Here is a 26,944-nt window from a genome sequence, read left to right as displayed (position 1 = left end):
GGCGCGAAAATGCCATGCGCCGAGCCTTTGGAAAGACGCCAAAACAAGCGCGAAATGATAACACATTCAGGGGCTTGGCGCCCCCTGAGGATGACTCCCCGAAGCCGGTCGCGGGCGGTCGGATCAACGCATCGAGTCGGCCAGGATTTCGACCATGCGTGCCTGCTGCTCCGGCCAGGCCTCCCCGGCGATCCGGGCCTGGTTGATCTCCAGTTCGACGGTCAGCAGGCGGTCCTCCGTAAACATGAATCGGTGCTGCTGACCCAGTCCGTTCGAGGTACCCCGATAGGGCTGGTTGGCATGCACTCGCCAATCGGGGAAGGCCTGTCGCAATCGGAGGATCAGGTCGCGACTCCACCGCGCTTCGGCGGGCCGTCGCGGGTCGAAGAGCAGCGCGACGTCCGTGCTTCGAACGCGCCCGTTCAACACCGGCGCGAAACTGTGACAGGCCAGATGGCGGCAGCGTGCCCGCGCTTCGATGGCCTCGCGAAAGGCGCGCCAGTGCGGCCGATGATAACGATGGAGGAGCATCTGCTTGCGCTCCGCATCCAGACCTCGAGTGTAGTCACTGAACAGCGCTGGATGGCCCTCGGAGCGGTTCAGATCCACCAGCAGCCGACTGACTCGCCCCTCCAGCAGGGGCGCACCGAGACGTTCGGCAAGGCCTTCGGCGAAGGCGGCGGTCCCGGGATCCCAGGCGCGGTGGCTGTCCAACATCGGATCGGTCAGCGGAAGCACGTCCTGCCAGTCGTCCGGCACCGCTCGACTGGCATGCTCCGCGGTGATCAGGGCATGAACAGACGTTGGTCGCGCAGGCATCGAGCCAGCTCCTGGTAGGTCTCCACGATCGCCGCGCGCTCCGGCGCCTCGCCCAGGCGGGTGCGAAGGGCCGCCGCCAGGGGGCCTCTTACGAGCAGCATCTCGATCGTCCGAGCCGCGGTCTCGGACAGACCGTCCAGGCGAGACAGCAGCTCCAGCCAGACCGACTGCAGGGAGCCACTGTGATCGATTCCGTAGAGGCGTTGCAGACTCGCCGCCCCCAGGGCGGTTGCACTGCCCTGCGCAGCTGCCTGCCACATCAGGGCGGCAAGCACCCCCGTCGGCGTGGCTTGCTGGGCCTCGAAGGAGGCCAGGCGCTCCTCGTAGAAGGCTCGCACCAGGGCGGTCACGACTTCGGCGATGGCCAGATCGGCCCGCGGACACTCCTGCAGATCGATGGTCCGAATCTCGATCGTCTGGCGCTCGAAGCGGGCAATCGCACCCCGAGAATTGAGCCAGTCGTCCCGCAGCACTTCGTCCGGGTCCAGTGGCGCAATGGCCTGATACATGGGTTTGAGGATGCGCTGGTGATAGTCGGCAATGCCCCCCACCGGCTCCGGAACCACGGGTCCCGAAATGCTCGGCACCCGACGCTGATTGTCCCGATAGTAGCGAAGGCGTCCATCCAGCCAGGCCGAAGCTCTGCCTTCTTCGTAGGGCGAAGAAGCCGCCAGTGCCGGGATCAAGGGGAGCACCACGCGAATGGCGGCGTGCAGACGTCGGAATTCCTCATCGTCGGCGAAGGGCAGATTGATGTGCATGGACTGCAGGTTCGACCAGCCGTGCCCCCTGCAGCCGAAGATCCGATCGTAGGTCTGGTAGATCTCGGTCTGACCGTAGGGCCAGAGTCGCGTTTCCCGGCTTGGATCGAACAAGGGATGCATGGCCGTGGGCAGCAGCTGCGCGCCTTCTTCCGCCAGTCGCTCATTGATCCGGATCAGGTCGCCGTGGAAGCGCTCCGCCAGGCCGACCAGTGTCGGCGCCGGTCCGTTGGTCTTCAGTTCGACGACGTGAGCGACCAGCTCGTTCGACCAGGCCAGGGCGCCGTGATCGACCTCGTTGACCACCTGACCGTCGGCGTCGACGAGCAGGGTTTCTGCCAGCGGCCGGACGCTCAGAGTCTCTCGATCGACGATCATGTACTCGAGTTCGATGCCGTAACCTGCAAAAGCGTGCAGATGGACGATTTGATCCGGGGTGCTGAGTGTCGGCATGAGAGAGTCTCTAGGCGAAGAAGAAGCGTCTGGACAGGGCGATGTCGAAAGTGCGCGGATCAGTCCGAACCGAGCTTTCTCTGGGTGACGCGCTTGTAGATCACACCGAGAATCTCGCGGTAGAGCGCGCGTTTCAGCACGGCATCCTCCACACCGGCGTCGATCGACGGGTTGTCGTTGATCTCGATCACCAGAACCCGTCCGTCGACCTCCTTCAGGTCGACGCCATACAGACCCTGGCCGATCAGACCTGCCGCCCGGACCGCAGTCTGCACCACGGCTTCTGGCGCCTCGCCCACGCTGAGCGAGTCCGCGGCGCCTTCGCGCTTGCCCTCGCCTTCCCGGTGGATGATCTGCCAGTGGCCGCGGGCCATGTGGTATCGGCAGACGTAGAGCGCCCGTCCATCCATCACCCCGACGCGCCAATCGAAGGGCGTGGGCAGGTACTCCTGTGCGACGATCAGATCGGAGTGCTTGAGCAGCTCGGCCACGCGGACCTTGAGCTCCTCGGCCTCGTGGACCTTGACCACCCCCAGGGAAAATGCGCTGTCCGGCTGCTTGAGCACCACGGGCAGGCCCAGCTCCCGCTCGATCCGATCGGCATTGTCCTTGTGGACCAGCATCGTTTTCGGCGCCGCGATCTCGTGGCGCTGCAGCAGCTCGGCCAGATAGACCTTGTTGGTGCATTTGAGGATCGACTCCGGATCGTCCACGACCACCAGACCTTCGGCGGCGGCGCGCCGGGCAAAGCGGAAGGTGTGGTGATTCACGGCCGTGGTTTCGCGAATGAACAGGGCATCGAATTCCGCCAGGCGGCCGATCTCGTCCGGGCCGATGCGCTCGACGTTGAAGCCCAGGGCTTCACCCGCCTGCTCGAAGCGCTTCAGGGCGGCTTCATCCGACGGCGGGTCCGATTCCCGGGGGTTGACCAGCATGGCCAGGTCGAAGCGCCCGGCGCGACGAGCCGCGCTGCGTGGTCGCTGCCCCGAGAAATAGCGCTGGGCCGCCTCGATGAGAAAATCACGGTGTGCCTCGGGCACCTCGGCAAAGGCCATCGGCGCCAGGCGACGCAGCACCCAGCCCTCGGCTAGGCGCTGGAACTCGGCGCGCAGCAGCGGTGCCGGAAACAGATTGAACAAGGCACGGGCCAGGGCGTCATGGCGGCGTGCCAGATTGCGGCCGAAGTACAGGCTCAACACGAAGTGCTCGGACTGGATCGGCTTGAGACTGTGCTCGATCAGACGGCTGAGTTCGCCCGAGCCCAGGCGGATGACGTCGGGGCTGCGCAGGTCCTGGACGGTACCGATCGACGGCAGCGGCTTGTGCCCTCGGGCCGAGGCCAGCAGGGAGACATAGTAGCCATTGGCCTGGTAGCGGTAGCTGCGGCACAGGTTGTAGACCCGTGCCGAGCGGAGCTTCGACCAGCTCGGATCGGTCAGATAATCCCGGGCGGTGAGCGTTTCCACTCCAGGCAGATCCAGCGGCCAGTCTTCCAGGCGGCTGACGACGACTAGTTGGCGCATGGTGTGAGGATCAACAGGTTGGCATCGTAGGTCAGCGCACCCAGCAGGATCGCGCCGATGACGCGATCGATGTGGACGCGGTAGTGACGTGTCCCACGCGGATTGGGATGCGTCGGATCGCTGATCAGGACCTGCCGGCGATGCCGGTCATAGCCGGTGAGCAGGACGAAATGTCCGACCGGCTCACCGCGCAGGTCGTCATCGGCATCATCGGGGCCGAATTCGCGCGCGGAGCGATACAGATACGTCGCGCTCAGACCGGTCAGGATCGGTTCGCCTCGTTCCAGCAGCGTTCTGAGCAGGCGTCGGCTCAGATCCTCGAAAAGTATCGTCCCCCCGCCTGCCAGATACTCCAGGTAGCCGGTGGTGGCGGTCTTCAGTCGTTCCCTTCGCTTCAGGCGACACTGGGCAGCCAGCTTGTCGGCCAGATCGACCTCGTCAGCGGCGAACCAGGTCGGATCGAAGACCTGCAGATTGTAGGTGTACAGTCGAGCCTGGAAGCCCCGGGCCAGGGCATGGTTGGCGAGGAAGACATCGAGAGTGCCGCCATGATCCAGGCGCTGGATCTCGTCGATGATCTGCTCCAGAGGAAGCTCGACCCCGTAATGACGGTAGAGCGCGTGCAGGCAGGTCGGCCCGCAGGTCGTGGAGTCGGGCTGCGCTTCGATCGGTATGGCTTGCGGCCGTGCTGGGCCCGCAGAATTGGCACTCATGGTGCGCTTGGCATCCTCCTCGCCCGTGCTGCAGCCCACTGCCGCAGCTCCGGACGCGCGTAGTATGCGCCGAATTTGGCGCCTGTAGAAAATTTTGTAGGCCAACACATTCGCCAGCCGAAACGCCCGCCTTGCTACACTGTCGCGCCACTTGACAGACCCGGATCGAGATGAGCCCCGAGCACCGCGAACTCTTTGCCGACGAACCCGTCGAGCACGTCCAGCGCGACGGCGTCGACTACGCCCTGCTCGGCACGGCGCACGTCTCACGGACCAGCGCCGAAGCGGTCGAGCGCCTGCTCGACAGCGGCCACTACGATGCCGTGGCGATCGAGCTCTGTCCGTCCCGGCACCAGGCGCTCAGCGACCAGAATCGCTGGCGCAATCTCAACCTGTTCCAGGTGCTGCGAGAGGGCAAGGCCGGGATGATGATGGCCTCGCTGGCCCTGTCGGCCTACCAGCGCCGCATCGCCGAGCAATTCGGCATCGAGCCCGGTGCCGAAATGAAGGCCGCGATGGAGGCCGCGAAGCGCCACGGCCTGCCGGTTCAGTTGATCGATCGGGAGATCGGCACCACGCTGCGGCGAGCCAGCCGCCGCCTGGGCTGGTGGAAGCGCTGGGTGATGGTCAATGGCCTGGTGTTCTCCCTGTTCTCGCGCGAGGAGATCAGTGAAGAAGACGTCGAGAAACTCAAGGAAGGCGACCTGCTGACCCAGACCTTCAGCGAGTTTTCCGAGGCCTCGCCCGAACTCTTTGAAGTCCTGATCGCCGAGCGCGACCGCTACATGGCCGCCCGGCTGCGTCAGGAAAACGCCGATGGCAAGCACCGGCGCGTGTTGGCCGTTCTGGGCGCCGGGCATCTGGCCGGCACATCGAAGGCCCTGGCCGATGAACAGGCGCCACCGGCCGATGTCACGGTCGGTGAGCTCGAGCAGATGCCGCCGCCATCGAAGCTCTTCAAGATCCTTCCCTGGGTGATCCTGGTCGCCGTCGTGACCGGTTTCGCGATCGGCTTCAGCCGCTCACCGGAACTGGGTTGGTCCCTGATCGCCACCTGGGTGGTGATCAACGGCGGCCTGTCCGCCCTGGGCGCCCTGCTCGCCCGAGCCCATCCACTCACGATTCTGACGGCGCTGATTGCCGCCCCACTGACCTCCCTCAACCCCACGGTCGGGGCCGGCATGGTCAGCGGCGCGGTGGAAGCCTGGCTACGCAAGCCCCGAGTGGGCGATTTCGAAAAGCTGCGCGACGACGTGACCAGCATCGGCGGCTGGTTCCGCAACCGCGTCAGCCACGTCTTCGTGGTCTTCTTCCTGTCCAACCTGGGCTCGGCCATCGGAACCTGGGTGGCGGGCTTCCGGATGGTGCAGCAGTTGATGTAGGACCCCAGTCCTTTCCGCGCTAAAAGCTCGGCGCGCGGAAGCGGTGCCGCAGCCCCCAGCCCAGGCCGAAGACCGCGATCATGAACAGGTAGGCGCTGACGACAGCGGTGATATTTCGCGCCAGGCCTTCGAATTCGGGCCCGAGTGTGGCGTGCAGGTACAGCAGCAGAGTCGTTCCGCCCAGCAAGGCGACGAGCAGGATCAGGGTGTCCACCCGGCGCTGAGCGGCACTCCGACCCGGCGGCGCGGAATAGCGGTAGAGCCAGACCAGAAACGCCGCAACCGGTGTCATGATGAAAATGTCGAAAATCATCATTTCAATAAGTTATAGAGGCTTCTTCAGGATTCATGTGACGTCGAATTCGAGAACCGGAAGCCCTTCGATCTCGGCCTGAACCCGATCCCCGCGCTGCAGTGAAGCGACGCCGGCCGGCGTGCCCGTGAATACCACATCACCCGAATTCAGCTGGACCTCATGGGACAAGCGCTCGAGGAGTTCGGCCACGGACCAGATCATTTCGCCCAGGCGTGCGTGCTGACGCGACTCGCCGTTGACGCTGAGACGGATCATGCAGTCGCTTCGAGGCTGCCAGCGTTCGGCCGGCACGATCGATCCGACGGGCGCGGATTCGTCGAAGCCCTTGCTCAATTCCCAGGGCTGCCCGGCCTGCTTGAACTTCGCCTGCAGATCGCGCCGGGTCAGATCGACCCCGACGGCGTATCCCCAGATGCGCTCGGGCCAATCCGCCGCCGCGAGGCTTCGCCCACCGCGGGCCAGAAGGACCACCAGTTCCACTTCGTGATGCAGGTCTTCCGTGCGCTCGGGATAGGTCACGATACCGGACTGGATCACGGCCTGCGCGGGCTTGGAAAAGAACACCGGGGTGCTGCGCGATGGATCGACGCCCATCTCACGAGCGTGCTCGGCATAGTTGCGGCCCACGCACCAGACATGCCGAAGGGCGTAGGCTCGACCGTCCTGATCGAGCACCTCGGGCGGTGTCCAGCGCAGATCCGCACTCATGCCAGGCGTCGGATGCCGACGGCCTCGCGCAGCTCGGCGATGAACGGCCCACTGAGAGCGCGTGCCTTCTCCGCGCCCACCGCCAGCTCCTTCTCGACCCGTTCGGGGTTGTTGATCAGGGCCTCGTAGCGCTCACGTGGACCCTCCAGCTCGGCGTTGATCAGTTCGAACAACTGCTGCTTGACCTCGCCCCAGGCGATGCCGTCGGCGAAGGCCTGGCGCATCGACGCGCGCTGCTCGGCACTGGCGAATGCGGCGTAGACGGCGTAGACCGAGGCCTCGTCCGGATCCTTGGGCTCACCCGGCTCCTGCGAGTTGGTCTTGATCTTCATGATCGCCTTGCGCAGTTTCTTCTCGGGCAGCCAGAGGGGGATGGTGTTGTCGTAGCTCTTCGACATCTTGCGCCCGTCCGTGCCCGGAAGCGTGGCCACATGCTCGTCGGTCTCGGCCTCGGGCAGCACGAAATGTTCGCCATAGCGATGATTGAAACGCTGGGCGATGTCGCGGGCCATCTCCAGGTGCTGGATCTGATCCTTGCCGACGGGCACGCGCTGGGCGTTGAACATGAGAATGTCGGCCGCCATCAGGACCGGATAGCAGAACAGGCCCATGGTGATGCCGTAGTCCGGGTCCTCGCCGCTGGCCGTGTTGGCATCGACGGCGGCCTTGTAGGCATGCGCCCGGTTCATCAGGCCCTTGGCCGTGGAACAGGTCAGCAGCCAGGTCAGCTCGGGGATCTCGGGCACGTCGGACTGACGATAGAAGACCGAACGCTCAGTATCCAGGCCCAGGGCCAGCCAGGTGGCCGCGATCTCCAGGGTCGAACGCTGCACCCGCTCCGGGTCCTCGCACTTGACCAGGGCATGGTAGTCGGCCAGGAAGTAGAAGGAATCGATATCCTCGTCCCGGCTGGCCGCGATGGCCGGCTTGATCGCTCCGACATAGTTGCCCAGATGAGGGGTCCCGGTGGTGGTGATGCCGGTCAGCACTCGCTGCTTGCTCGTCATTGCTTGCTTCCGCCTTGAGAATTGCGCTTGTCGATGGTCAGGCCGGGCCTGAAACGGATATTGTAGCCACTCTGCCGCGCTGGAAACGTAGCCCCATGTCCCTGATCGAAGCGACCTACCTGGCCACCCGCCCGGACCGCGACCCGGCCGAGCTGGCCGAGAACATCGCTCGCGAACAGAGCCTGGAGATCCTCGACGAACTGATCCCCGACGACATCCGGGCCTCCTTGCTCGGCCGGGTGCTCGGCGTCGCTCCCGTCGACGAGGACCGCTGGCTGCTGAGGATCGGCTATCCGGAAGCACTGGCCAGCGCGCAGATGGGCCAGCTGCTGCAGCTCTTGCATGGCAACGTCACCTTCTACCCGAGAATCCGTCTCCAGGCTGTTGATTTGCCGCGGTCTGTGATCGAGGAGCTGCCCGGACCGATCGGCGGCATCCCGGAGATTCGAGCGCAGCTGGGCGTGCCCAGCCGCCCCCTGCTGTTGACCGTTCTCAAGCCCCGGGGTAGCCGACCGGAGATCCTGGCCCAACTGGCCGGCCGCTTCGCCCGCGGCGGTGGCGATCTGCTCAAGGACGATCAGAACCTGGTCGAACGCTCGATCGAGGCCTTCCAGGCGCGTGTCTCGGCCTGCGCAGCGGCGGTACAGGACGCGCAGCAGCACAGCGGCAAGGCCTGCCTCTACCTGCCCCATGTCGCGGGCAGCGGCGATTGGCTCCGGCGACAGCTCGCCGTCGTCAAGGAACTGGGCCTGCCCGGCGTGGTGCTCTGCCCGTGGGTCATGGGACTGGAAAGCGCCGCCACGGCGGCGCGTGAATTCGAGCTGATGTGGCTGGCACACCCTGCCGGCGCCGGTGTCTACACGGAAGCACCCGAAAATGGCATCGACTCGAGCCTGATCTTCGGCACTCTGCCGCGACTGGCCGGCGCCGACCTGAGCATCTTCCCGGGCTCGGGCGGTCGCATCAGCCTCGGCGAGCCCGGCTCGGAATCCGCCATCGTCGAGGCCCTCACCGGCGCACTGGGCCGACACGCGGCCACCCTGCCCTGCAGCGGCGGCGGCAAGACCCTTGACCGAGCACCGGAAGCGGCCGCCGCCCTGGGCGGCAACTGCGCCATCGTGGTCGGCGGCGACCTGCTCCGGGCGCGCAGTCGGCTCGAAGCCGTCACCCGCGACACCATCGCTCGACTCGAAGCCATGGATTGATCCTCGTTTTCGGCCGTCGGCCTGCAGGGATATCCCCGTCGTGTTACGGTGGGCGGCTGAGTTCACTCGAAACCAAGGATTCCAATGCAGATTTCAAACAACAGCGTCGTCGCCATCGAATACACCCTGACCGGTGACGACGGCCAGGTCATCGACACCTCCGAAGGCCGCGAGCCGCTCGTCTACCTGCACGGCCACAACAACATCATCCCGGGCCTGGAGAAGGCCATGGAAGGCAAGGAAGCCGGCGCCGAGCTGGACGTCCAGGTGCCGCCGGAGGAAGGCTATGGCCAGTACCGCCAGGAGCTGGTCCAGGACGTACCCAGGTCCGCCTTCGACGGTCAGGCGAAGGTCGAGCCGGGCATGAGTTTCCGCGCCGAGTCCAACGCCGGTCCGATGACCGTGCTGGTACGTGAGGTGAAGGAAGACACCGTCACCATCGACGGTAACCACATGCTCGCCGGCAAGGTCCTGAACTTCAAGGTCGAGATCAAGAGCGTCCGCCCGGCCACCGAGGAAGAGATCAGCCAGGGCGTCGCCCAGGCCGCCTGACCCGCTCGTCAAGCCTCGAGAACAAGACGGCGGCCCCTCGGCCGCCGTTTTTCATTGGGCTCCATTAGACTGGCCGGATGGTCGAGCCGTCTGAACTCTCCCTCATCATCCCCTTGGGTCCTGCGGAAACCGAGGCGCCGCGACTGATCCGCACAGCAAGGCGCCTGCCCGAGGCCTGGGAGCGGATCGTCTCGGCCTCGCGGGGCCACGGCGTTCAGGTCCCCGCGCCATGGACCACGGTCGAAGGCGATGTCGGTCGGGGTCGCCAGCTCAACCGAGGTGCCGCCGCGGCCAGCGGCCGCTGGCTGTGGTTCGTCCACGCCGATTCCCTGCCGGACCAGCACGCCATCGATGCCGTCGCGGAGGCGCTGGCGAACGACGCGCGGATCCTCGCCTACCATCCCTTGCGCTTCGACCCCGACGGTCCGCGCCTGAGCGCGCTGAATGCCCTCGGCGCCAACCTTCGCTCCAGGCTGCTGGGCCTGCCCTACGGCGATCAGGGTGTTCTGATCCGGCGCGGGGATTTCCAGGCACTCGGTGGCTTCCGTGAAGACCTGGCGCGCGGGGAAGACCTGGATTTTCTGGTGCGTGCCCGGCACGCAGGCGTCCGACTGCACGCACTGCGCGGCCGGATGCGCAGCAGCGCCCGTCGCTATCGTGATCGAGGCTGGCTGAGAACCACGATCGAGCATCAGATCGCGGCGTTCCACCTGATTCGAAACGCCCGAGCAAGGGCGTTGGTACAGCCAGCCGACGGCCGGTCACGGCGCTGATCCACATCGACAGAGTCGCGCGGATTCGATTGCTACAATACGCGCCCTTTTTCGCCTCCGACCCGACCGCGCCATGTCCCAGCCGTTCTCCGTTCTGAATCCGCCGCGTCTCGAGGCGGGCACGACCGTCGACTGGCCGGAACTGAGCGGCCTGGGGCTCGCCCTGGCCCTGGCGACCCTGGCGCGTCGCCAGGGCGGCCCTCTACTGGTGGCGGCGGCCGATGGCTACTCGGCTCGACAGCTGCGACAGGACCTTCGCCAGCTCGACGCACCACCCGTGGAGCTGTTTCCCGACTGGGAGATCCTGCCCTACGATCTCTACTCCCCGCACCCGGACCTGATCTCGCGGCGTCTGGAGCTGTTGTCTCGTCTGCCGGCGATGCGCGAGGGCATCGTGATCGCGCCGATGGCCGCCCTGATCCAGCGCCTGGCGCCACCGGCCTGGATCCAGGGTCAGAGCCTGAAGCTGTCGGTCGGCGAAACCCTCGATCCGGGGCGCTTCCGAGCCCTGCTGAACGACGCCGGCTACGCCGCTTCCGACCAGGTCTGGCAACCCGGGCAGTTCGCGGTGCGAGGAGCCGTCCTCGACCTCTGGCCGATGGGCCGCCCCCAGCCCTATCGCATCGAACTGTTCGACGAGGAGGTCGAATCGATCCGCCTGTTCGACGCGGAATCGCAGCGCTCGACGGAGAAGCTCGAGCGCATCGACATGCTCCCGGCCCGCGAATACCCCTTCGACGAGGACGCCCGCCAGGACTTCCGGCGCCGTTTCCGGATGCGCTTCGACGTCGATCTGCGCAAGGCCGTTCCCTACGTCGAGGTGGGCGAAGGCATTCACGGTCAGGGACTCGAGCAGTACCTGCCGCTGTTCTACGAAGACACCGCCTCGCTGATCGACTACCTGCCGCGCGAGCATCGCCTGGTGCTGCTGCCGGGGATCGAGGAAGCGGCCACGGAGTTCAGCGAGCAGGTCCAGGCCCGCCATGAACAGCGTGGCGGCGATCGCGAGCGCCCCGTGCTCGATCCCGACGAAGTCTACTTTCCGGCCCGGGAACTGCTAGAGCAACTGCGCGGCGACGCCAGCGTGCGCGTGACCCGACGGGCGCCGGCCAAGGCGACGATCCAGCCCGCCCCGTCGATCGATCTCGATCACGGCGCCGAGGCCGCGATCGAAAAGCTCCGCACCCTGCCCGGCCGAATCCTGCTCGCCGCCGACACGGCCGGTCGACGGGAACTGATCAACGAAGCCCTCAAGGGCGCGGGCGTGCGGCCGAAGCTGGTCGAGTCCTGGAACGCCTTCTCCAGCGGCGAGGACCGCCTGGCCCTGACCGTGCTGCCGGTGTCCGGCGGCTGCGTCCTGCCTGATCGAGAATGGACGATCCTGACCGAGTCCGAGCTCTTCCCCGGCCATACCCGCACCCGCCAGCGCGAGCGGCGCAGCGGCCAGGATCCGGAGAGCATGGTCAAGTCCCTGGCCGACCTCCAGGCCGGCGCCCTGGTCGTGCACCTGGAGCACGGCATCGGCCGCTACCTCGGCCTGGAAGTCCTGGAGGTTTCGGATTCGACCGCCGAGTACCTGACCCTGGAGTACGAGGGCGGCGACAAGCTCTACGTTCCGGTCACGGATCTGCACCTGGTCAGCCGCTACACCGGCGCCGACCCGGAACAGGTGGCCCTGAATCGGCTGGGCTCGGATCAATGGCGAAAGACCCGCCGCAAGGCCGCCGAAAAGGTCCGCGACGTGGCCGCGGAGCTGCTCAATCTGCAGGCCCGGCGCGCGGCCCGCCAGGGCCACGCTTACGACCTCGATCGCGGCATGCAGGCCCGCTTCGCTGCCGGCTTCGAATACGAGGAAACCGACGACCAGCTCCAGGCCATCGAGGCCGTGCTCGCCGATCTGGCCTCGGACCAGCCGATGGACCGCGTGGTCTGCGGCGACGTCGGCTTCGGCAAGACCGAGGTCGCCCTGCGGGCCGCCTTTGCCGTGGCCGAATCCGGCCGCCAGGTCGCCATGCTGGCCCCGACCACCCTGCTGGCCGAACAGCACTTCCGGAACTTCGCCGATCGCTTTGCCGACTGGCCGATCAACGTCGCCCTGCTTTCCCGCACCGGCGGCAAGACGACGCAGACCGTGGCCGGCCTGGCCGACGGCACGATCGACGTGGTCATCGGCACCCATCGCCTGCTCTCCAAGGACATCGCCTTCAAGGACCTGGGGCTCGTCATCATCGACGAGGAACAGCGCTTCGGGGTGCGCCAGAAGGAGCGCCTCAAGGCCCTGCGCGCCGAGGTCGATCTGCTGACCCTCACGGCCACGCCGATTCCACGCACGCTCAACATGGCCATGACGGGCCTGCGCGAGCTGTCGATCATCGCCACGCCCCCGGCCAAGCGCCTGGCCGTGCGGACCTTCGTCTCGCAGTGGGACACGGCCACCATCAAGGACGCCGTCAACCGTGAATTCCAGCGCGGTGGCCAGGTCTACTTCCTGCACAACGAGGTCAAGAACATGGCGCGCATGGTGGAGGACCTGCAGGATCTCTTCCCCCGCGCCCGCATCGGCATGGCCCACGGCCAGATGGCGCCCGGCGAAATGGAGCGCACGATGCGCGACTTCTATGCCCGACGCATCAACCTGCTGGTCTGCTCCACCATCGTCGAGAACGGCATCGATGTGCCCACGGCCAACACCATCATCATCAACCGCGCCGACAAGTTCGGACTGGCCCAGCTGCACCAGCTCCGCGGCCGTGTGGGGCGTTCGCATCACCTGGCCTATGCCTACCTGATCACGCCGCCGAAGCAGGCCCTGACCCGCGATGCGCGCAAGCGCCTGGAAGCGATCCAGACCCTCGAAGAACTCGGTGCGGGCTTCACCCTGGCCACCCATGACCTGGAGATCCGCGGCGCCGGCGAGCTGCTGGGTGAGGACCAGTCCGGCCAGATCGAGGCGATCGGTTTCTCCCTCTACTCCGACCTGCTCAATCGCGCCGTCGAGGCGCTCAAGGCCGGCCTCGAACCGGACCTCGACGAACCCCTGTCCCTGACCAGCGAAGTCGATCTGCACGCCACGGCGATGATTCCCCCGGACTACCTGCCCGACGTGCACCAGCGCCTGGTCCTCTACAAGCGCATCACCCAGGCCAATACCGAGGACAAGCTCAACGAACTGGCCGTCGAAATGATCGACCGCTTCGGCCTGCTGCCACCCGAGGTCAAGCACCTGTTCACGACCGCGGAGCTTCGTCTGGAAGCGCGTGCCCTGGGCATGAAGCGCCTGGAAGTCGGCCCGGCGGGCGGGCGAGTCGAATTCGTGACCAAACCGGACATCGACATCGGCGAGCTGTTGAAGATGATCCAGAAGGAATCCCACACCTTCGAACTGCCGGCCAACGACAAGCTGCGGGTCAAGGGCGAGTTCGAAACCCTGGAAGAGCGCCTGGCCATGGCCCGGGAGCTCCTTGATCGACTCAAACCAAAGGATCCGTCGCGCCCGAATTGAGCGGCTGCACCGGAGACGAACACCGGGGGCCGACGGCGATCAGGAAGGACGTCCGAACAGGGAACGGCCGAGCGGTTTCCGAATCCGCTGGGCATCGCGGCGGCGTCGGCGCACAATGGGCGTCGATGCGAGCACCGGCGCTTGCCATCCTTCCGGGAGTATCCAGCCATGAACCCAGCCGTCCAGCCGTCCGAACCCTTCTTCCGTCACTTTGCCTGGCTGATTCTGATCACCGTCGTGATCTGCTTCGGTGCCAAAGCCGTGTTCGACACCGCTGATCTACCACCGATCACGCCACTGCATCACCTGCACGCCTTGAGCATGCTGGCCTGGTTCGCGCTGTTCGCGATTCAACCGACCCTGATCGATCGGGGCCACCGGCACCTCCACCGGAGCCTCGGGCGATGGAGTCCAGTGCTGGTCGTCGTGATGCTGGCGCTGGGCGTGCAGATTTCACTGCTCAACTGGCAGCGAATCGGCTTTCCTCTGATCCCGGCCGCCAACCTGGTCAATCTCCTCCTGTTCATCGGCCTGTACAGCGCCGCGCTGATCTACCGTCGTGCACCCGCGGCCCACAAGCGCCTGATGCTCTACGCCACCCTGGCGATGACCGGGCCCGCCTTCGGACGCATTCCCGAGCTGTTCGACGCTGACCCCGTCATGGCCGTGCCCCTGATCCTCGCCTACCAGATCGCCCCGGTGCTGCATGATTTCCTGGTCCATCGCCGCGTCCACCCGGCAAGCTGGATCGGTTTCGGCCTGATGCTGGCCGCCGTACCCGTGATCCTGGGCCTGGCCGGCTCGGCAGAATGGGCGGAATTCCTCACTCGGGTACTGGGGCCACCCGCCGGAAGCCCCTGAAGCCATCGGCGACCGGGCCGACCCCGGGCGGGCTCAGCGTTCGGGCAGGTAGGGCTGACAATCGTCCAGCGGGCCGATGCGACTGATCAGCTCGCGGCACAGGGACTCGGCTTCGTCTTCGTCGCCGGCGGCGGCACGGGCCTCGGCGAGCGCCACGGTGGCCTCGGCGTGCAAGGGGGTGCTTTCGAGCACGCGGCGATACCAGCGTTCGGCCTCGCTGTCGGCGCCCAGGCGACGATGCAGGGCGCCGATCAGGATACCGACCTCGGGCTGCCAGGGGCCGATACGCTGGGCGCGATCGCTGTAGCCGGCGTCCATCAGGCCATAGGCTCGCTCGAAGGCCGCCACGGCCAGCGCGTCCTCGCCAGCGATCAGATACAGCTCGCCAAGATTGGCGGCAGCCTCCCAGTTGTCCGGGTCCACATCCAGGGCCCGCCGATAGCTTGCCTGCGCCTCGTCCAGTCGCCTGTTCAGGGCATGGACCAGGCCATGGGCCTTCCAGGCAAAGCCGCTCTCCGGGTCCTCGCGCACGGCGGACTCGACCAGCAACTCGGCCTGCGCCAGGGTCGCCCGTGCCCAGGGCAGTTCGAGCCGTCCGCTATCGAGGGCGGCGGCAACGCTGCGCTCGACCTCGGGCACCGGCCCGCCCGTCTCCGGCCAGCGGATCAGGCGCTGGATCAGTGTGTTCGCCAGCCCCGCCAGCGCTTCGGATCGATCGGGCTCGGCTTCGAGCAGCCGCTGGTAGAGCAAATGGGCCCGCTCGTTGTCGACCCGGTTGAATCGGTAGTAATGGTCATGCGCCCGCGCAAGCAAAGGCCCCTCGTCCATGCCATCGGGCCAGGCCAGATACAGCCAGGCCGTGGCGAAGAACAGCAGCGCGATCCCCGCGGCAGCCAGAGGCAGGAATCTGCGCGGTGACGACGGCCGCGCCGTCCGCATTTCAGCTTCGACCGCCTCCACCGGAACCAGCAAGCGATAACCTCGCCGCGGCAGGGTTTCGATGTAGCGCGGATCGCGTGCATCATCGTCGAGCGCTCGGCGCAGTTTCAGCAAACAGCGCGCCAGGGCGTCCTCGCCAACGACCTGAGTCGGCCAAAGCGCCTCGAGCACCGTCTCGCGACCGACCACTTCGGGCGCGTGCTCGGCCAGCAGGCAGAGCAATTGCATGACCTTGGGCTCCAGGCGACGCTCCTCGCCGTCACGCTCCAGCGCTCCGCTGGCCGGATGCACTCGCCAGACGCCGATCGTAAAGGACTGAGACGGTTGAATATTCTCGAGGGTCATGGAAAGGTCAGGCAAAAGGGAGCCAGGCACCATGGTGGGAAACGCCATCGCGATGGAAGCTGTCGTCGAACCCACACCACATGGATTGCATGATGCCACGAATCACTGCCCTGCTCCTCTGCTTGCTGACCAGCCTGGTCGTCGCTGACACCCGCGAAAACCTGCTCGGCCCCGACGAGCTTCGCGCGGACTTCGAGCAGCTCAGAAGCGAGCTCTACGCCAGCCATATCGACGCCTTTGCCGATCGCTCCCGAGCCGAGCTCGATCGACACTTCCGGACACTCCTGCCGGAACTTGCCCAGGCGATGCCACGCGAGCAGGCGGCGCTGATCTTCCAGCGCTGGGTGGCCTTCGGGAATGTCGCGCACGCCCGGGTCGAGGACGCCGGCCTCGCCTTCGTCCAGCACATCAACGCCGGTGGCGGCCTGCTGCCTTTCGACATCCGTGTCCAGGACGGCGAGTTCTACATCAGCGAAACCTACCCGGGGGGCGAGGCCCTGCGGGTCGGAGATCGAATGGTTGAGATCGACGGACGCTCGATCAGCGAATTCCGAGCCGCACTGCACGAGGAACTGTCGGCCGACAACGCTTACCTGGCCAATACCCTGATCGAGCTCGATTTTCCCCGCGTGGCCTGGCAACGCCTGGGCAGCCTGTCCAGTGTGCCCATGAAGATCGAACGCCAGGGTGAATCGATCGAGGTCGAGATCGAAAGCCGCCCGCTGGACTCGCGTGAAGCGGCAGCGGATCCGGATCGCCTGCGCCTGAGCTGGAGCCGTCGAGACGCGGGCATGCAGAGCTGCCGGACCGCTTATCTGCGCCCGGGCCCGTTCTACAACCCGGACGGCGAGATGTGGGACACGAGCGCCTTCAGGTCCTTCATCGACGAGGCCTTTGCCGACTTCATCGAGCAGGGCGCCGAACGCCTGGTGATCGATCTTCGCAACAACCCGGGCGGTGACGCCTCCTTCAGCGACCATCTGCTCGCCTGGATCGCCGACGAGCCCTTCCGCTTCTATTCACGCTTCGAAGTCCGCAACAGTCCTGCCGCTCGTGCGGCCAATGCCCGCCGCCTGGAGGGTGAACATCCGAACGAGACGAGTCTGGCCTACGCCGAGGCCTACGAGAAGCACGACGACGGCGCCGTGTTCGAGTTCGAGCGTCCCTTCACCCCACCTCGGGACGGCGAAGGCTTCGATGGCGAGGTGTTCGTCCTGGTCAACAGACATTCCTATTCGAACGCCGTCACGACAGCCATGATCATCCAGGATTACGGATTCGGAACCATCCTTGGCGAGCCCACGGCCGATCTGGCCACCACCCTGGGGGCCATGGAGCATTTCACCCTGCGACACAGCGGCCTGCGCGTCGGATTCCCCAAAGCGCGAATCGTGCGGCCCAACGGCGACGAACGACGTCTGGGGGTCCAGCCGGACCAGCGGATCGCAACGCCGCTGATCGAAAGCGCGGACGATCCCGTACTGCAATCCGCGTTGCGCATCGCCTGCGGGCAGGCGGACTGATGCCGGCACCGTGTTGAATGACAGAGTCTGTAGACATGCTAAGCTTTATCCCTATATCGACAATCAGCAATCGGGAGCCATCCATGCACAGACCACCAACGCGCTTCGCCGCCCTGGCACTGCTGTTCCTCCTGGGCCTGCAGGCCCAGCCGCTCGCAGCCGACTCAGGGCCCCGGCTCCAGGTCTGCGCCGAGTGCTATTCCGACGCCGCATTCCAGTACGCGGCCGAAAATGCCTCGCTGGCTCGCTTTCCAACACTGGTCGGCGACGATGCGGTCTACCTCCTCAATCCTCGCTCTCGGGAGGTCCGCCTGTACTCCGTCGCACGCTGGATCGATGAAGATCTGACGCGCACCGGCCGTCCGATGACCCGGGAGACGCCCCGGGCCTTCGCGGGACTCCATCGAGCGACCGCGACTCGACAGAGCGGCCGCGCCGAGGACTTCGAGGAGATCCAGCGAGGCCTCGATGCCGCGATCGCACTGGCACACCGCGCCGGCGAGGGTCTCGACTTCGTCTCGGTCCCGGGTCTGGAACTCGCCTCGGCCATCGATCTGGTCGGCCCGGAGGATTCCGAGTCCGGCCTCCTCCGGATTGCCCTGAGCAATGTCCTCGCCACGCACCTGAACGAGCTCGGCGACGCGGCCCGCCAGGACCTGCACGGCCTGTCCGACCGCGCCTTTCTGGCCCTGGCGCTCGATGCGAGTTCCTTTCCACCCATCAGGGTCGGATTTGCCGACGACACTCGCCTGCGGGCCCGGGTAGAGGATGTCCGCATCGAGCTCCTGGAGCGCAACATGCTGTTCTTCCTCGAGGTCGATCCATCCAGCACGCAGGGCAAGAACTTGCTGGGCGTGCCACAGTCCCCCGGCCAGTTTTCCGGCTACAGTCACCGGGGTCAGGCCGCAACCATCGCGGCACTCGCGCGGCTCGCCCGTCGTCTGGGCGTTCCGGTCGCCGGAGAAGTGACCGGCAGCGCTGCCTGCTCGATAAGCTGCAACCGTGCTCACATGAACTCTCAGTGCGAAATCGATTGCCCCGTGGATTAGACAGAAGGCCTCAGGCGCTCGTTCCGTAGAAGCTCGAAACGCTGGCCCAGGGATTCGAGTAGCATGAGCCTCGTTTCCCGGCCAGCCCGCTGTCGCGACCATGGCGTCACCCTCCCATCACTGGCACGCAATGACGATCGAGCGCGCACGGCGCGCGCTGGACACCAGCGAGCGGGGGCTCGCGTCGACAGAGGCCCGGAAGCGCCTCGAGATCGACGGGCCGAACGCCCTGCCGGCGGCTCCCCGCCGCGCCTGGCTGCTTCGTTTCCTCGACCAGTTCCGCAATGTCCTGATCTATATTCTGCTGCTCTCCGCGCTGGCCTCGGGCCTCATGGGCCATGCGGTCGACGCGGCCGTGATCGCCGCGGTGGTCCTGCTCAACGCCCTGATCGGCATGATCCAGGAACACAAGGCCGAGCGGGCCATGGCCGCCATCGGTCGAATGCTCGCGCGCACTGCCCTGGTTCGAAGAGACGGCCGATGGCAGCGCCTGCCAGCCGAGGAGCTGGTGCGGGGTGACCTGGTCCGTCTCGAAGCCGGCGACCGGGTGCCCGCCGACCTTCGCCTGGTCGAAAGCCACACCCTGCAGGTCGACCAGGCCGCCCTGACCGGCGAATCCATGCCCATCGACAAGGCGGTCGGTCCCGATCGATCCGACGCCGAGCTGGCCGAGCGGAGCAGCATGCTCTACAGCGGCAGCCTGATCACCCGGGGGACGGCTTCGGCCTGGGTCGCCGTCACCGGCGCCAACACCGAACTCGGTCGCATCAGTCATCTCCTGGCCGAAGTGGAGGATCTTTCCACGCCCCTGCTGAAGCGCATCAACCAGTTCGGTCGTCGGCTGACGGTGCTGACCCTGCTGCTGGCGATCGTGATGCTGGGTATCTCGGTCGGCCTGCACGGTCAGGCCTGGGGTGAGGGCCTGCTGGCGGCCATCGCACTGATCGTCGCTGCCATCCCGGAAGGCCTGCCCGCGATCATCACCATCACCCTGGCAGTGGGCGTGCGCAAGATGGGCAAGCGCAAGGCCATCATCCGGCATCTGCCCGCCGTCGAAACCCTGGGCTCGGTGAACGTGATCTGCTCCGACAAGACCGGCACCCTGACCCGGAACGAGCTGGCCGTGCGGGAGCTTGCCCTGGCCGGGCTCAGCGCTCGGCCTCCCGACCCCGGCTTGTCGGGGTCGCTTGCACTCGCTGAAGCGGCCAGCCTCTGCAACGATGCCGGCGTCGATCACGGAGGCGATCCGATCGAGAAGGCCCTGCTGGATTTTGCTCGAGCGATGGGCCTGGATCCGAGTGCGCTGCGCAACGCACGCCCCCGCGACGGCGTCCTGCCCTTTTCACCCGAATTGCGCCTGATGGCGACACGACACGGTCGGCAACTGGTGGTCAAGGGCGCGCCCGAGGCTCTGCTGGCCCGAGCCAGCGCCCAGATCAACGATGGCGCCAGCGAGCGCCTCGACCCGGCCCACTGGCATCGACAGCTCGAGGCGATGACCGCCAAGGGCCTGCGCGTACTCGCCATCGCCGAGGGCCGCATGACCGAGCCTTCCTCGTCGATCGACGCCGAGGATGACCTGCGCGGTCTCGGCATGCTCGGTCTGGTCGGCTTTGCCGATGCTCCCCGCGCCGAAGCCAGGGGCGCGGTCCGATCCTGCCAGCAAGCCGGGATCGAGCTCAAGATGATCACCGGCGACCACGCTGAAACCGCTCGCGCCGTCGCCACGGAACTTGGCCTGGCCGGCAAGGAAGACCTGGTCCTGAACGGCCGCGAACTCGACCGCATGGAGGACGCCGAGCTCGAGGCCCGGGCGTCCAGTATCCGGATCGTGGCCCGTGCCACGCCGGAGCACAAGCTGCGCCTGGTCAAGGCCCTGCAAGCCGGCGGTCAGGTCGTGGCCATGACCGGCGATGGCGCCAACGATGCGCCGGCACTCAAGCGCGCCGACGTCGGCGTGGCCATGGGCATCAAGGGGACGGAAGCGGCCCGTCAGGCCGCCGACATGGTCCTCGCCGACGACAACTTCGCAACGCTGGAAGCCGGCGTCGAGGAAGGGCGTGGGGTCTACGACAACATCCGCAAGGCCCTGCTGTTCATCCTGCCCACGAACGTCGCCGAGACCCTGGTCATACTTCTGGCCGTGCTGGCCGGCAGCGCCCTGCCCATCACGCCGGTGCAGATTCTCTGGGTCAATCTGGTCACGACCGTGACCCTGGAGCTCTCGCTGGCCTTCGAGACCCTGGAGCGCGACGTCATGCGGCGCCCGCCGCGCGCCCCGGAGCAGCCCCTGCTTGGCCGCTTCGTGATCTTCCGCATCCTCTGGGTCGGTCTGCTGCTGACCTGGGCGGTGTTCTGGCTGCACGGCCAGGCCCTGGCCAGCACGGGCAGCGAAGCCATCGCCCGGACCGTCGCCATCAATGTGCTGGTGATCGGTGAACTGGTCTACCTGTTCAACTGCCGGCGATGGCAGGACTTCGCCTTCTCACCTTCCGTTCTGGTCAGCAATCCCTGGGTCTGGTGGATGACGGCCGTGCTCGTCGCGCTGCAGCTGGCTCTCAGCTACGCACCTCCCTTCCAGGTCCTGTTCGGCACCGCAGCACTGAGCCTCGCGCAATGGCTGCCGATTCTTGCGGTCTGCGCGGCCCTGGCGGTGCTGGTCGAAATCGAAAAATGGATCACCCGCTCCCTGCGACTCGAATGGGCCAGCCCGTCCGCGGCGCGTTGAATGGAACGTACCCTTCATGGGCCTTCTCTGCTACGCTCCCGCCGCATGCTGATCTCGCTCAAGAATCTCGATTACAGCGTCGGTGGCCCACTGCTGCTCGACGGCGTCAATCTCGACATCCAGCCCGGCGAACGGGTCTGTCTGGTCGGGCGCAACGGTGCCGGAAAATCGACCTTGCTCAAGCTCATCGCCGGCGATCTCCAGCCCGATGACGGCGAGGTGGTGATCGGGCCCGGCGTTCGCATCGCCCGCCTGCAGCAGGAAGTTCCAGGCGGCGCCGCAGGCAGCGTGTTCGACCAGATCGCCGCCGGCCTCGGCCAGGTCGGCGAATGGCTCGCCGAGTACCATCAGCTCAGTCAGGGCGAGTTCGATGCCGATCGCCTGGCCGCCGTGCAGGCAAAGATCGACGCTGCCGGCGGATGGGACCTGGACACGCAGGTGGCCAAGGTCCTGGAGCGCCTGGAACTGGACGGCGAGCAGACCTTTTCCGAGCTGTCCGGCGGCATGAAGCGCCGCGTCGCCCTCGGCCAGGCCCTGGTCTCGCAACCCGATCTGCTGCTGCTCGACGAGCCGACCAACCACCTCGACATCGAGTCCATCGAATGGCTGGAGAACTTCCTCCTCGGCTTCACCGGCGCCCTGGTCTTCGTGACCCATGACCGGCGCTTTCTCCAGGCCCTGGCCACGCGCATCGTCGAGATCGATCGCGGCCAGCTGAGCTCCTGGCCGGGCGATTGGGACAACTACCTGCGTCGGGTCGAGGAGCGCGCCCATGCCGAAGCCCTGGAGAACGAGCGATTCGACAAGCGCCTGGCCGAGGAAGAAGTCTGGATTCGCCAGGGCATCAAGGCGCGGCGGACCCGCAACGAGGGCCGCGTCCGGGCACTGAAGCGACTGCGCGAAGCGCGTGCCCAGCGCCGCGATCGCCTCGGTCAGGTCCAGATGGAAGTCAGCACGGCCGAACAGAGCGGCAAGAAGGTGATCGAAGCCACCGACCTGGACTTTGCCTATGAGGACAAGGTCCTGGTACGAGACTTTTCCACCCTGGTACTTCGCGGCGACCGGATCGGCCTGATCGGGCCCAACGGCAGCGGCAAGTCCACCCTGATCAAGCTGCTGCTGGGCGAACTGAAGCCGGATCGGGGCGAAGTCCGCCTGGGCACCAACCTCAGGATCGCCTACTTCGATCAGCATCGCTCGGTGCTTCGGGATGACTGGACGGCGGCGGAAAACGTGGCCGAGGGACGGGACTTCGTCGACATCGGCGGCAAACAGAAACACGTCATCGGCTATCTGCAGGATTTCCTGTTCACGCCGGAGCGCGCACGCGCCCCCATCACCAAGCTGTCGGGGGGCGAACGCAACCGCCTGCTGCTCGCGAAGCTCTTCGCCAAACCATCGAACCTGCTGGTGATGGACGAACCGACCAACGACCTCGACGCCGAGACCCTGGATCTGCTCGAGGAACGCCTGGCCGACTACCCGGGCACCCTGCTGCTGGTCAGCCACGACCGGGCCTTCCTCGACAATGTGATCACCAGCTGCCTGGTGATGGAAGGTGAGGGACGGATCGGCGAATACGTCGGCGGCTACAGCGACTGGCAGCGGCAGAAGGCCCGCCGGGCCGAGGTCAAGGCCGCTTCCCAAGCGCCGGCAGAAACCTCTCCTCCGACGCCTGCCAGCAAGACTCCGAAGCCGACCGCGAAAAAGCTCAGCTACAAGCTGGCCCGCGAACTCGAACAGCTGCCCGGTCGGGTCGAGGCCCTCGAGGCCGAGATCGCCGCGCTGGGCGAGGCGATGAACCAGCTGGACTTCTTCAAGCAGGACCCCGAGTCCATCGCACGCACCACCGCCCGTGCCCAGCAGCTGCAGACCGAGCTCGAGGCGGCCTACCAGCGCTGGGAGGAGCTCGAAGACGCGGGCAGCTGATCAGGGCTGAGGCAGCACCTCGAAGCGGTCCTCGAACAGCGCGTCCTCGCGTGGCAGCACCAGGATCTGGCGGCTCTGGGTCTCGGCCGCCTGCCAGTTGCCATCACCAGGCTGACGCGCCTCGAGAACAAGCGTCCCGGTCTGACCGTCGAGGGTCAGGGTGTTTCCGACCAGCGTCGCGGGCCCGGACAGCAGCACCAGTTCGACCGGCAGGCCCGAGCTCGCCGCCGCGCTCAAGTCCAGCGGCGCTGTATCGACGAAGAGCGCCGAGGGCGGATCGAAATCGATGGTCTGACTGCCCGGCACGATCTCGAACACCCCTTCGATCGCGCTGGCCCAGCCCGGGGCGGTGACGATGACCCCATAGCTTCCGACCGCAGTCGGCGCTTGCAACAGGCCATCGTAGGAGATGACCAGTGCGCTGGCGGCCGGGCTGGTCGACACGGAGACCGCCTTCGGGCTGCCGTCGTATTCGGCGACCAGCGCATCGAAACTCATGCTCAGGCCCGGCAGAAATCGCCCATCGACATAGCCCGCGACCAGGTTGGCGATCAGCACGTCGTAGGCATCCGCGTTGAAGTGAAAGCAATCGTGGCCTCCGCCGATGAACCGGGTCCGCATGGCATCCAGCGGACTGGGGAGATTGATATTGCCTGGGGCCGGGATGCTGCCCGGCGGCTGCCCGGGCAGCCCGAAGAAGTTCTGCGCCTGGCCGAGGTGGCGCACGTGCGAGATCCTGGGGTCGGCATCGGCCAGGGCATCGACCGCATCGATCACGGCCACGGCCGCCGTGTTCAGCTCCAGAGGATTCGGGTTGCCAAGGTCGTTCCACAGACCGCTGCAGGCAAAGGTCCAGATCAGACCGTTGCGCGTGTCTTCGAAATTCGGATAGTCGTAAAGGCTGTAGATGATCTCCACGTCCGGCCGCTGGGCCAGAATGTAGTCGGAGATGATCTGCACGTCCTGGCTGATCCAGCCGATCAGCTGATCGAACTGGCCTTGATCGAAGCCGGTGTTCCAGGCGTCGAGAAAGTCGTTGCCACCCACGGTGAGTTGCACCGTATCGATGTGCGGATGGGCGGCAAAGGCGGCGTCGATGCGCTCGAGGTTGCTCGGCATTACCCAATCGGCCGCCGTCGATCCGCTGGTGGTCGTCAACTCACCGCTGACCCCGATATCGCTGAGCCCGAGATCGACGAAGACACGCTCGTGAGAGCCGTCTTCCCACTGCTCCTCGGCCCAGCTATCACCGACGATGAGGTAACGGGTGACCTGAGCCTCGGCCCCGATCGGACAGACAAGCACAAGGGCGACCAGGGCCCCGAAGCAAACGCGCATCCACTTTCTCCCTGCTTACTGATTCGCCCCTTGCGGCGCGTATCCTAGCATGGCTTAAAGATAGCTGAAGCTCGAATACCGGGCACCATCCACAGCGGCATGAAAAGGGCATAAGCCAGGTAGACCAGCGCCATGGCCAGGAGAGACACTTGCCAGTCAAACAACAGGCCCAGGCCCACCGGACCAGCGGCCGTGCTCAGGACCATCAGCGCCGCATAGACGCCGCGAATCATTCCGAGTTGTGCCGCACCGTACAGCGCGCCCAGCGCGGACTGGCTCAGATCGAAGGCCGCGCGGAACTCGGCGCCGAACAGACCGATGAAGGAGGTTTGCCCCAGGCTCGAGCACAATGCGGCGGCAAGCGCAAAACGACCCGCGGGCGGCAGTCCTGGAGCCTTGGCAACAGACATCGATTCGGACCCGCAAAGAAGCCCGGAAGGTAGCAGTCGACGCCGCCTTGCGGTGCGAAGGCTTCGCAACTCGAGTCAGGATTCTGCATTAGACTGCTCCAGCCATGACCGCGATCGCCATCTTCGTCAAGACGCCCGGCCTGTCACCGGTCAAGACCCGCCTCGCGGCAGGCATCGGTCGCGCACGCGCCGAAGAATGGCATTGCGCAGCCGCGCAGTCAGTGGCTGAACTGGCGCAGACTGCCGAGATCGGTCCCGTCTATTTTGCCGTTGCCGAAGACCAGGCTCTCGACCATCCGTTCTGGTCGAGCCTTCCCACCCTGCCCCAGGGCCAGGGCGGCCTGGGCTCGCGAATGCATCGCATCCACCACAAGCTCGTCGAAGAACACGGCGCCGCCCTGCTCCTCGGCGCCGATACGGTGCAATGGGATCCGACCTGGCTGCGAGAGGCGGCAGCCTGGCTCGAAAACGAGGCTCCGCGACTCGTACTGGGTCCCGCCAGCGACGGCGGGTTCTGGACTTTCGGGGCCAATCAAACCTTGCCTGAAGCCGATTGGGTGAATGTGGACTACGGCTGTTCCAGCACCGGAAAAGCATTCCGGTCGCGGATGGATGCCCACGGGGACTGGTTGAGACTGCCGCAAAGAACGGATCTGGATCGGATCGAAGACCAGCCAAGGGTGCTGGCCGAACTGGAGTCTTTGGAGGCCCCGACCGAAGTCCAGAGGGCCCTCGCGGATCGATTGCGGTCCTGGCTCCCGAGAACCTGACGCCTCAGGATTCAGGGCATCGCGTGTTGATTTCACGACCGGCCAGCCGGTGCAGCAGCACTTCGGTCACGAAGGCCGTCAGAAAGAACATGGCGATCCATAGCAATAACCATGGAGCGCTCCTGGCCAGGTGGTAGACGCCCAGGCCGATGGTTGCCGCATTGGCCAGGATGGCCACCACGATCATCGCCGGCATGGCTCTGGTCTCGCGCAGCAAGCGCAGATGACCCAGATGGACGGTCAGATGAATGATCAGCATCGACAGGGCCCCGATCGCTGCGATCTGCGACAGGTCGAAGAAGCTCGCCAGCAGGATGATCAGAGCGGAGCTCACGACCAGCCCCTCCCGGCTGTGGCGGATCGGCTTGCCGAAGGCACGCGGCAACTCGCCCAGGGTCGCCAGACGATAGGTCACATTGGTCACCGAGTAGAGGCTGGCGTTGATCGCGGAAGCGGTCGCGAACAAGGCGGCCACCGCGACGATCTGGAACCCCAGATTTCCGAGAATGGGCCGCGCTGCCTCGGCGAGTGCAAAGTCCTGGGCCTCGAGCACTCGTTCGGGGGGCAGATTCCCGAACACGGCAATGGCGATGGCCACATAGACGGCCATGACCAGCCCGATCGCCGTCATGATCGCCCGAGGCAGGGTCCGCTCGGGCGCTTCCATGTCCTCGGCGGCATTGCTGACGATGCGGAAGCCTTCGTAGGCGAAGAAGGTCACCGCGACGCTATAGAAGATCATCGACTCGGGTGGATACGTGCTCGGTGCGAGACGGCCGAGATCCACGAAGATCAGGCCGATGATGGCGAAACCGACCAGCACCAGCATCTTCACGAGCACGACCAGGTTCTCGATCCGCGCCATGGCGCGTGCGCCATCGAGGTTGATCATCATGAAGAGCAGCACGATCGCCACGGCGAACAGCTCGGTCAGCCAGCTCGGCGTGTTTCCTGGGAGCATGGCGTGGGCGTAGCTACCGAATGTCCGAGCCACCAGAGAGACCGCGACGAGAGAGCCGATGTACATCATCACACTCATCGTGCCGGAGAAACGGCCGACCCCGAAGGCCTGGACCAGATACTCCACCACCCCGCCCGCCGACGGGTAGCGTGCTCCCAGGCGGCCGATGGAGTAGCCGCTGAGCAGGGCCACCACGCCGCCGATGAGAAAGGAAATCCAGACCGCGCTGCCTGCCATCGCTCCGGCCTGTCCGAGCAGCGCGAAGATACCGGCGCCGACCATCGCCCCGATGCCCATCGACACCGCGGACCAGAAAGAGACCTGACTACCGCTACGATGCATCCAACGCACTCCGCGCGAGCCGATTCGTCATTTGG

22 protein-coding genes are annotated in these 26,944 nt (G+C 66.0%); 11 read left to right on the top strand and 11 right to left on the bottom strand.

The window, feature by feature from the left end; genetic code table 11:
* Window positions 1–123 precede the first annotated feature (123 nt).
* The 4 genes from WM2015_RS07680 to WM2015_RS07665 are packed head-to-tail and all read right to left on the bottom strand — an operon-like array spanning window position 124 to window position 4,269.
* The gene (locus WM2015_RS07680) at window positions 124–819 is read right to left on the bottom strand and encodes an N-formylglutamate amidohydrolase (RefSeq protein WP_082169554.1); all 696 of its coding nucleotides are present in this window, start codon (window positions 817–819) and stop codon (window positions 124–126) included.
* Window positions 786–2,033 (bottom strand): carboxylate-amine ligase, encoded by a 1,248-nt coding sequence (locus WM2015_RS07675; protein WP_049725490.1) that lies wholly within the window; start codon window positions 2,031–2,033, stop codon window positions 786–788. The genes WM2015_RS07680 and WM2015_RS07675 overlap by 34 nt, the downstream gene beginning before the upstream one ends.
* A gap of 59 nt (window positions 2,034–2,092) precedes the next feature.
* Window positions 2,093–3,556: a RimK family protein gene (locus WM2015_RS07670; protein ID WP_049725489.1), complete on the bottom strand. Its 1,464-nt coding sequence runs from the start codon at window positions 3,554–3,556 to the stop codon at window positions 2,093–2,095.
* A complete protein-coding gene (locus tag WM2015_RS07665) occupies window positions 3,544–4,269 on the bottom strand; it encodes a cysteine peptidase family C39 domain-containing protein (RefSeq protein WP_049727015.1) in 726 nt (241 codons plus the stop codon). Before WM2015_RS07665 ends, WM2015_RS07670 begins: the two co-directional genes overlap by 13 nt.
* Before the next feature lie 170 nt (window positions 4,270–4,439).
* Between WM2015_RS07665 and WM2015_RS07660 the strand changes: the two genes are divergently transcribed.
* Window positions 4,440–5,651 (top strand): TraB/GumN family protein, encoded by a 1,212-nt coding sequence (locus WM2015_RS07660; protein WP_049725488.1) that lies wholly within the window; start codon window positions 4,440–4,442, stop codon window positions 5,649–5,651.
* 19 nt (window positions 5,652–5,670) lie between these two features.
* On the opposite strand, the gene WM2015_RS07655 is transcribed toward WM2015_RS07660, so the two are convergent.
* From WM2015_RS07655 to WM2015_RS07645, 3 genes are read right to left on the bottom strand one after another with little or no spacing between them, the layout of a single operon-like run.
* Entirely contained in the window at window positions 5,671–5,943 is a 273-nt protein-coding gene (locus WM2015_RS07655) for a hypothetical protein (RefSeq protein WP_156200991.1), read from the bottom strand.
* 54 nt (window positions 5,944–5,997) lie between these two features.
* Window positions 5,998–6,675, bottom strand: coding sequence for a fumarylacetoacetate hydrolase family protein (locus WM2015_RS07650; protein ID WP_049725486.1), 678 nt, complete (start codon window positions 6,673–6,675; stop codon window positions 5,998–6,000).
* A complete protein-coding gene (locus WM2015_RS07645; RefSeq protein ID WP_049725485.1) occupies window positions 6,672–7,682 on the bottom strand; it encodes a tryptophan--tRNA ligase in 1,011 nt (336 codons plus the stop codon). The genes WM2015_RS07650 and WM2015_RS07645 overlap by 4 nt, the downstream gene beginning before the upstream one ends.
* Window positions 7,683–7,777: 95 nt before the next feature.
* On the opposite strand from WM2015_RS07645, the gene WM2015_RS07640 reads away from it, so the two are divergent.
* From WM2015_RS07640 to WM2015_RS07620, 5 genes are all read left to right on the top strand, one after another.
* On the top strand, window positions 7,778–8,887 hold the full coding sequence (locus WM2015_RS07640) for a RuBisCO large subunit C-terminal-like domain-containing protein (RefSeq protein WP_049725484.1): 1,110 nt from the start codon (window positions 7,778–7,780) through the stop codon (window positions 8,885–8,887).
* A gap of 84 nt (window positions 8,888–8,971) precedes the next feature.
* Complete coding sequence (locus WM2015_RS07635; protein ID WP_049725483.1) at window positions 8,972–9,439, top strand: FKBP-type peptidyl-prolyl cis-trans isomerase; 468 nt, start codon at window positions 8,972–8,974, stop codon at window positions 9,437–9,439.
* 77 nt (window positions 9,440–9,516) lie between these two features.
* On the top strand, window positions 9,517–10,212 hold the full coding sequence (locus WM2015_RS07630; protein ID WP_049725482.1) for a glycosyltransferase: 696 nt from the start codon (window positions 9,517–9,519) through the stop codon (window positions 10,210–10,212).
* 73 nt (window positions 10,213–10,285) lie between these two features.
* Entirely contained in the window at window positions 10,286–13,714 is a 3,429-nt protein-coding gene (mfd, locus tag WM2015_RS07625) for a transcription-repair coupling factor (RefSeq protein WP_049725481.1), read from the top strand.
* A 168-nt stretch (window positions 13,715–13,882) separates the two neighbouring features.
* Window positions 13,883–14,575 carry a hypothetical protein gene (locus tag WM2015_RS07620; protein WP_049725480.1) on the top strand — a complete coding sequence of 231 codons (693 nt, stop codon included), beginning with the start codon at window positions 13,883–13,885 and terminating at the stop codon, window positions 14,573–14,575.
* A gap of 33 nt (window positions 14,576–14,608) precedes the next feature.
* Here the strand turns inward: WM2015_RS07620 and WM2015_RS07615 are convergent, their stop codons facing one another.
* Window positions 14,609–15,859 (bottom strand): winged helix-turn-helix domain-containing protein, encoded by a 1,251-nt coding sequence (locus tag WM2015_RS07615; protein WP_169751124.1) that lies wholly within the window; start codon window positions 15,857–15,859, stop codon window positions 14,609–14,611.
* 92 nt (window positions 15,860–15,951) lie between these two features.
* On the opposite strand from WM2015_RS07615, the gene WM2015_RS07610 reads away from it, so the two are divergent.
* From WM2015_RS07610 to WM2015_RS07595, 4 genes are all read left to right on the top strand, one after another.
* A complete protein-coding gene (locus WM2015_RS07610; RefSeq protein ID WP_169751123.1) occupies window positions 15,952–17,382 on the top strand; it encodes a S41 family peptidase in 1,431 nt (476 codons plus the stop codon).
* Window positions 17,383–17,465: 83 nt separating this feature from the next.
* Window positions 17,466–18,431 (top strand): hypothetical protein, encoded by a 966-nt coding sequence (locus WM2015_RS07605; protein WP_049725477.1) that lies wholly within the window; start codon window positions 17,466–17,468, stop codon window positions 18,429–18,431.
* A gap of 100 nt (window positions 18,432–18,531) precedes the next feature.
* The gene (locus WM2015_RS07600) at window positions 18,532–21,159 is read left to right on the top strand and encodes a cation-translocating P-type ATPase (RefSeq protein ID WP_049725476.1); all 2,628 of its coding nucleotides are present in this window, start codon (window positions 18,532–18,534) and stop codon (window positions 21,157–21,159) included.
* A complete protein-coding gene (locus tag WM2015_RS07595; RefSeq protein ID WP_245609823.1) occupies window positions 21,160–23,088 on the top strand; it encodes an ATP-binding cassette domain-containing protein in 1,929 nt (642 codons plus the stop codon). It abuts the gene before it with no gap.
* On the opposite strand, the gene WM2015_RS07590 is transcribed toward WM2015_RS07595, so the two are convergent.
* Window positions 23,089–24,426, bottom strand: coding sequence for an MBG domain-containing protein (locus WM2015_RS07590; RefSeq protein ID WP_049725474.1), 1,338 nt, complete (start codon window positions 24,424–24,426; stop codon window positions 23,089–23,091). It abuts the gene before it with no gap.
* A 44-nt stretch (window positions 24,427–24,470) separates the two neighbouring features.
* Window positions 24,471–24,836 (bottom strand): hypothetical protein, encoded by a 366-nt coding sequence (locus tag WM2015_RS07585; RefSeq protein WP_049725473.1) that lies wholly within the window; start codon window positions 24,834–24,836, stop codon window positions 24,471–24,473.
* A gap of 104 nt (window positions 24,837–24,940) precedes the next feature.
* Here WM2015_RS07585 and WM2015_RS07580 point away from each other — a divergent pair, with 104 nt between their 5' ends.
* Window positions 24,941–25,606, top strand: a complete 666-nt coding sequence (locus WM2015_RS07580) for a TIGR04282 family arsenosugar biosynthesis glycosyltransferase (protein WP_049725472.1) — start codon at window positions 24,941–24,943, stop codon at window positions 25,604–25,606.
* A gap of 4 nt (window positions 25,607–25,610) precedes the next feature.
* On the opposite strand, the gene WM2015_RS07575 is transcribed toward WM2015_RS07580, so the two are convergent.
* A complete protein-coding gene (locus tag WM2015_RS07575) occupies window positions 25,611–26,909 on the bottom strand; it encodes an APC family permease (RefSeq protein ID WP_082169551.1) in 1,299 nt (432 codons plus the stop codon).
* Window positions 26,910–26,944 lie beyond the last annotated feature (35 nt).

Source organism: Wenzhouxiangella marina, assembly GCF_001187785.1.
Classification (GTDB): domain Bacteria; phylum Pseudomonadota; class Gammaproteobacteria; order Xanthomonadales; family Wenzhouxiangellaceae; genus Wenzhouxiangella; species Wenzhouxiangella marina.
Note: the sequence above shows the minus strand (reverse complement) of the source record. Positions and strands in the feature narration are given on the sequence as shown.

What these genes read in the sequence shown, in the direction of transcription:
- WM2015_RS07590 (WP_049725474.1), bottom strand. Translation starts at nt 24,426, where the DNA reads ATGCGCGTTTGCTTCGGGGCCCTGGTCGCCCTTGTGCTTGTCTGTCCG.
- WM2015_RS07650 (WP_049725486.1), bottom strand. Translation starts at nt 6,675, where the DNA reads ATGAGTGCGGATCTGCGCTGGACACCGCCCGAGGTGCTCGATCAGGAC.
- WM2015_RS07670 (WP_049725489.1), bottom strand. Translation starts at nt 3,556, where the DNA reads ATGCGCCAACTAGTCGTCGTCAGCCGCCTGGAAGACTGGCCGCTGGAT.
- WM2015_RS07585 (WP_049725473.1), bottom strand. Translation starts at nt 24,836, where the DNA reads ATGTCTGTTGCCAAGGCTCCAGGACTGCCGCCCGCGGGTCGTTTTGCG.
- WM2015_RS07655 (WP_156200991.1), bottom strand. Translation starts at nt 5,943, where the DNA reads ATGACACCGGTTGCGGCGTTTCTGGTCTGGCTCTACCGCTATTCCGCG.
- WM2015_RS07580 (WP_049725472.1), top strand. Translation starts at nt 24,941, where the DNA reads ATGACCGCGATCGCCATCTTCGTCAAGACGCCCGGCCTGTCACCGGTC.
- WM2015_RS07660 (WP_049725488.1), top strand. Translation starts at nt 4,440, where the DNA reads ATGAGCCCCGAGCACCGCGAACTCTTTGCCGACGAACCCGTCGAGCAC.
- WM2015_RS07645 (WP_049725485.1), bottom strand. Translation starts at nt 7,682, where the DNA reads ATGACGAGCAAGCAGCGAGTGCTGACCGGCATCACCACCACCGGGACC.
- WM2015_RS07640 (WP_049725484.1), top strand. Translation starts at nt 7,778, where the DNA reads ATGTCCCTGATCGAAGCGACCTACCTGGCCACCCGCCCGGACCGCGAC.
- WM2015_RS07605 (WP_049725477.1), top strand. Translation starts at nt 17,466, where the DNA reads ATGCACAGACCACCAACGCGCTTCGCCGCCCTGGCACTGCTGTTCCTC.
- WM2015_RS07665 (WP_049727015.1), bottom strand. Translation starts at nt 4,269, where the DNA reads ATGAGTGCCAATTCTGCGGGCCCAGCACGGCCGCAAGCCATACCGATC.
- WM2015_RS07675 (WP_049725490.1), bottom strand. Translation starts at nt 2,033, where the DNA reads ATGCCGACACTCAGCACCCCGGATCAAATCGTCCATCTGCACGCTTTT.
- WM2015_RS07680 (WP_082169554.1), bottom strand. Translation starts at nt 819, where the DNA reads ATGCCTGCGCGACCAACGTCTGTTCATGCCCTGATCACCGCGGAGCAT.
- WM2015_RS07620 (WP_049725480.1), top strand. Translation starts at nt 13,883, where the DNA reads ATGAACCCAGCCGTCCAGCCGTCCGAACCCTTCTTCCGTCACTTTGCC.
- WM2015_RS07610 (WP_169751123.1), top strand. Translation starts at nt 15,952, where the DNA reads ATGCCACGAATCACTGCCCTGCTCCTCTGCTTGCTGACCAGCCTGGTC.
- WM2015_RS07635 (WP_049725483.1), top strand. Translation starts at nt 8,972, where the DNA reads ATGCAGATTTCAAACAACAGCGTCGTCGCCATCGAATACACCCTGACC.
- WM2015_RS07595 (WP_245609823.1), top strand. Translation starts at nt 21,160, where the DNA reads ATGGAACGTACCCTTCATGGGCCTTCTCTGCTACGCTCCCGCCGCATG.
- WM2015_RS07600 (WP_049725476.1), top strand. Translation starts at nt 18,532, where the DNA reads ATGGCGTCACCCTCCCATCACTGGCACGCAATGACGATCGAGCGCGCA.
- mfd (WP_049725481.1), top strand. Translation starts at nt 10,286, where the DNA reads ATGTCCCAGCCGTTCTCCGTTCTGAATCCGCCGCGTCTCGAGGCGGGC.
- WM2015_RS07575 (WP_082169551.1), bottom strand. Translation starts at nt 26,909, where the DNA reads ATGCATCGTAGCGGTAGTCAGGTCTCTTTCTGGTCCGCGGTGTCGATG.
- WM2015_RS07630 (WP_049725482.1), top strand. Translation starts at nt 9,517, where the DNA reads ATGGTCGAGCCGTCTGAACTCTCCCTCATCATCCCCTTGGGTCCTGCG.
- WM2015_RS07615 (WP_169751124.1), bottom strand. Translation starts at nt 15,859, where the DNA reads ATGACCCTCGAGAATATTCAACCGTCTCAGTCCTTTACGATCGGCGTC.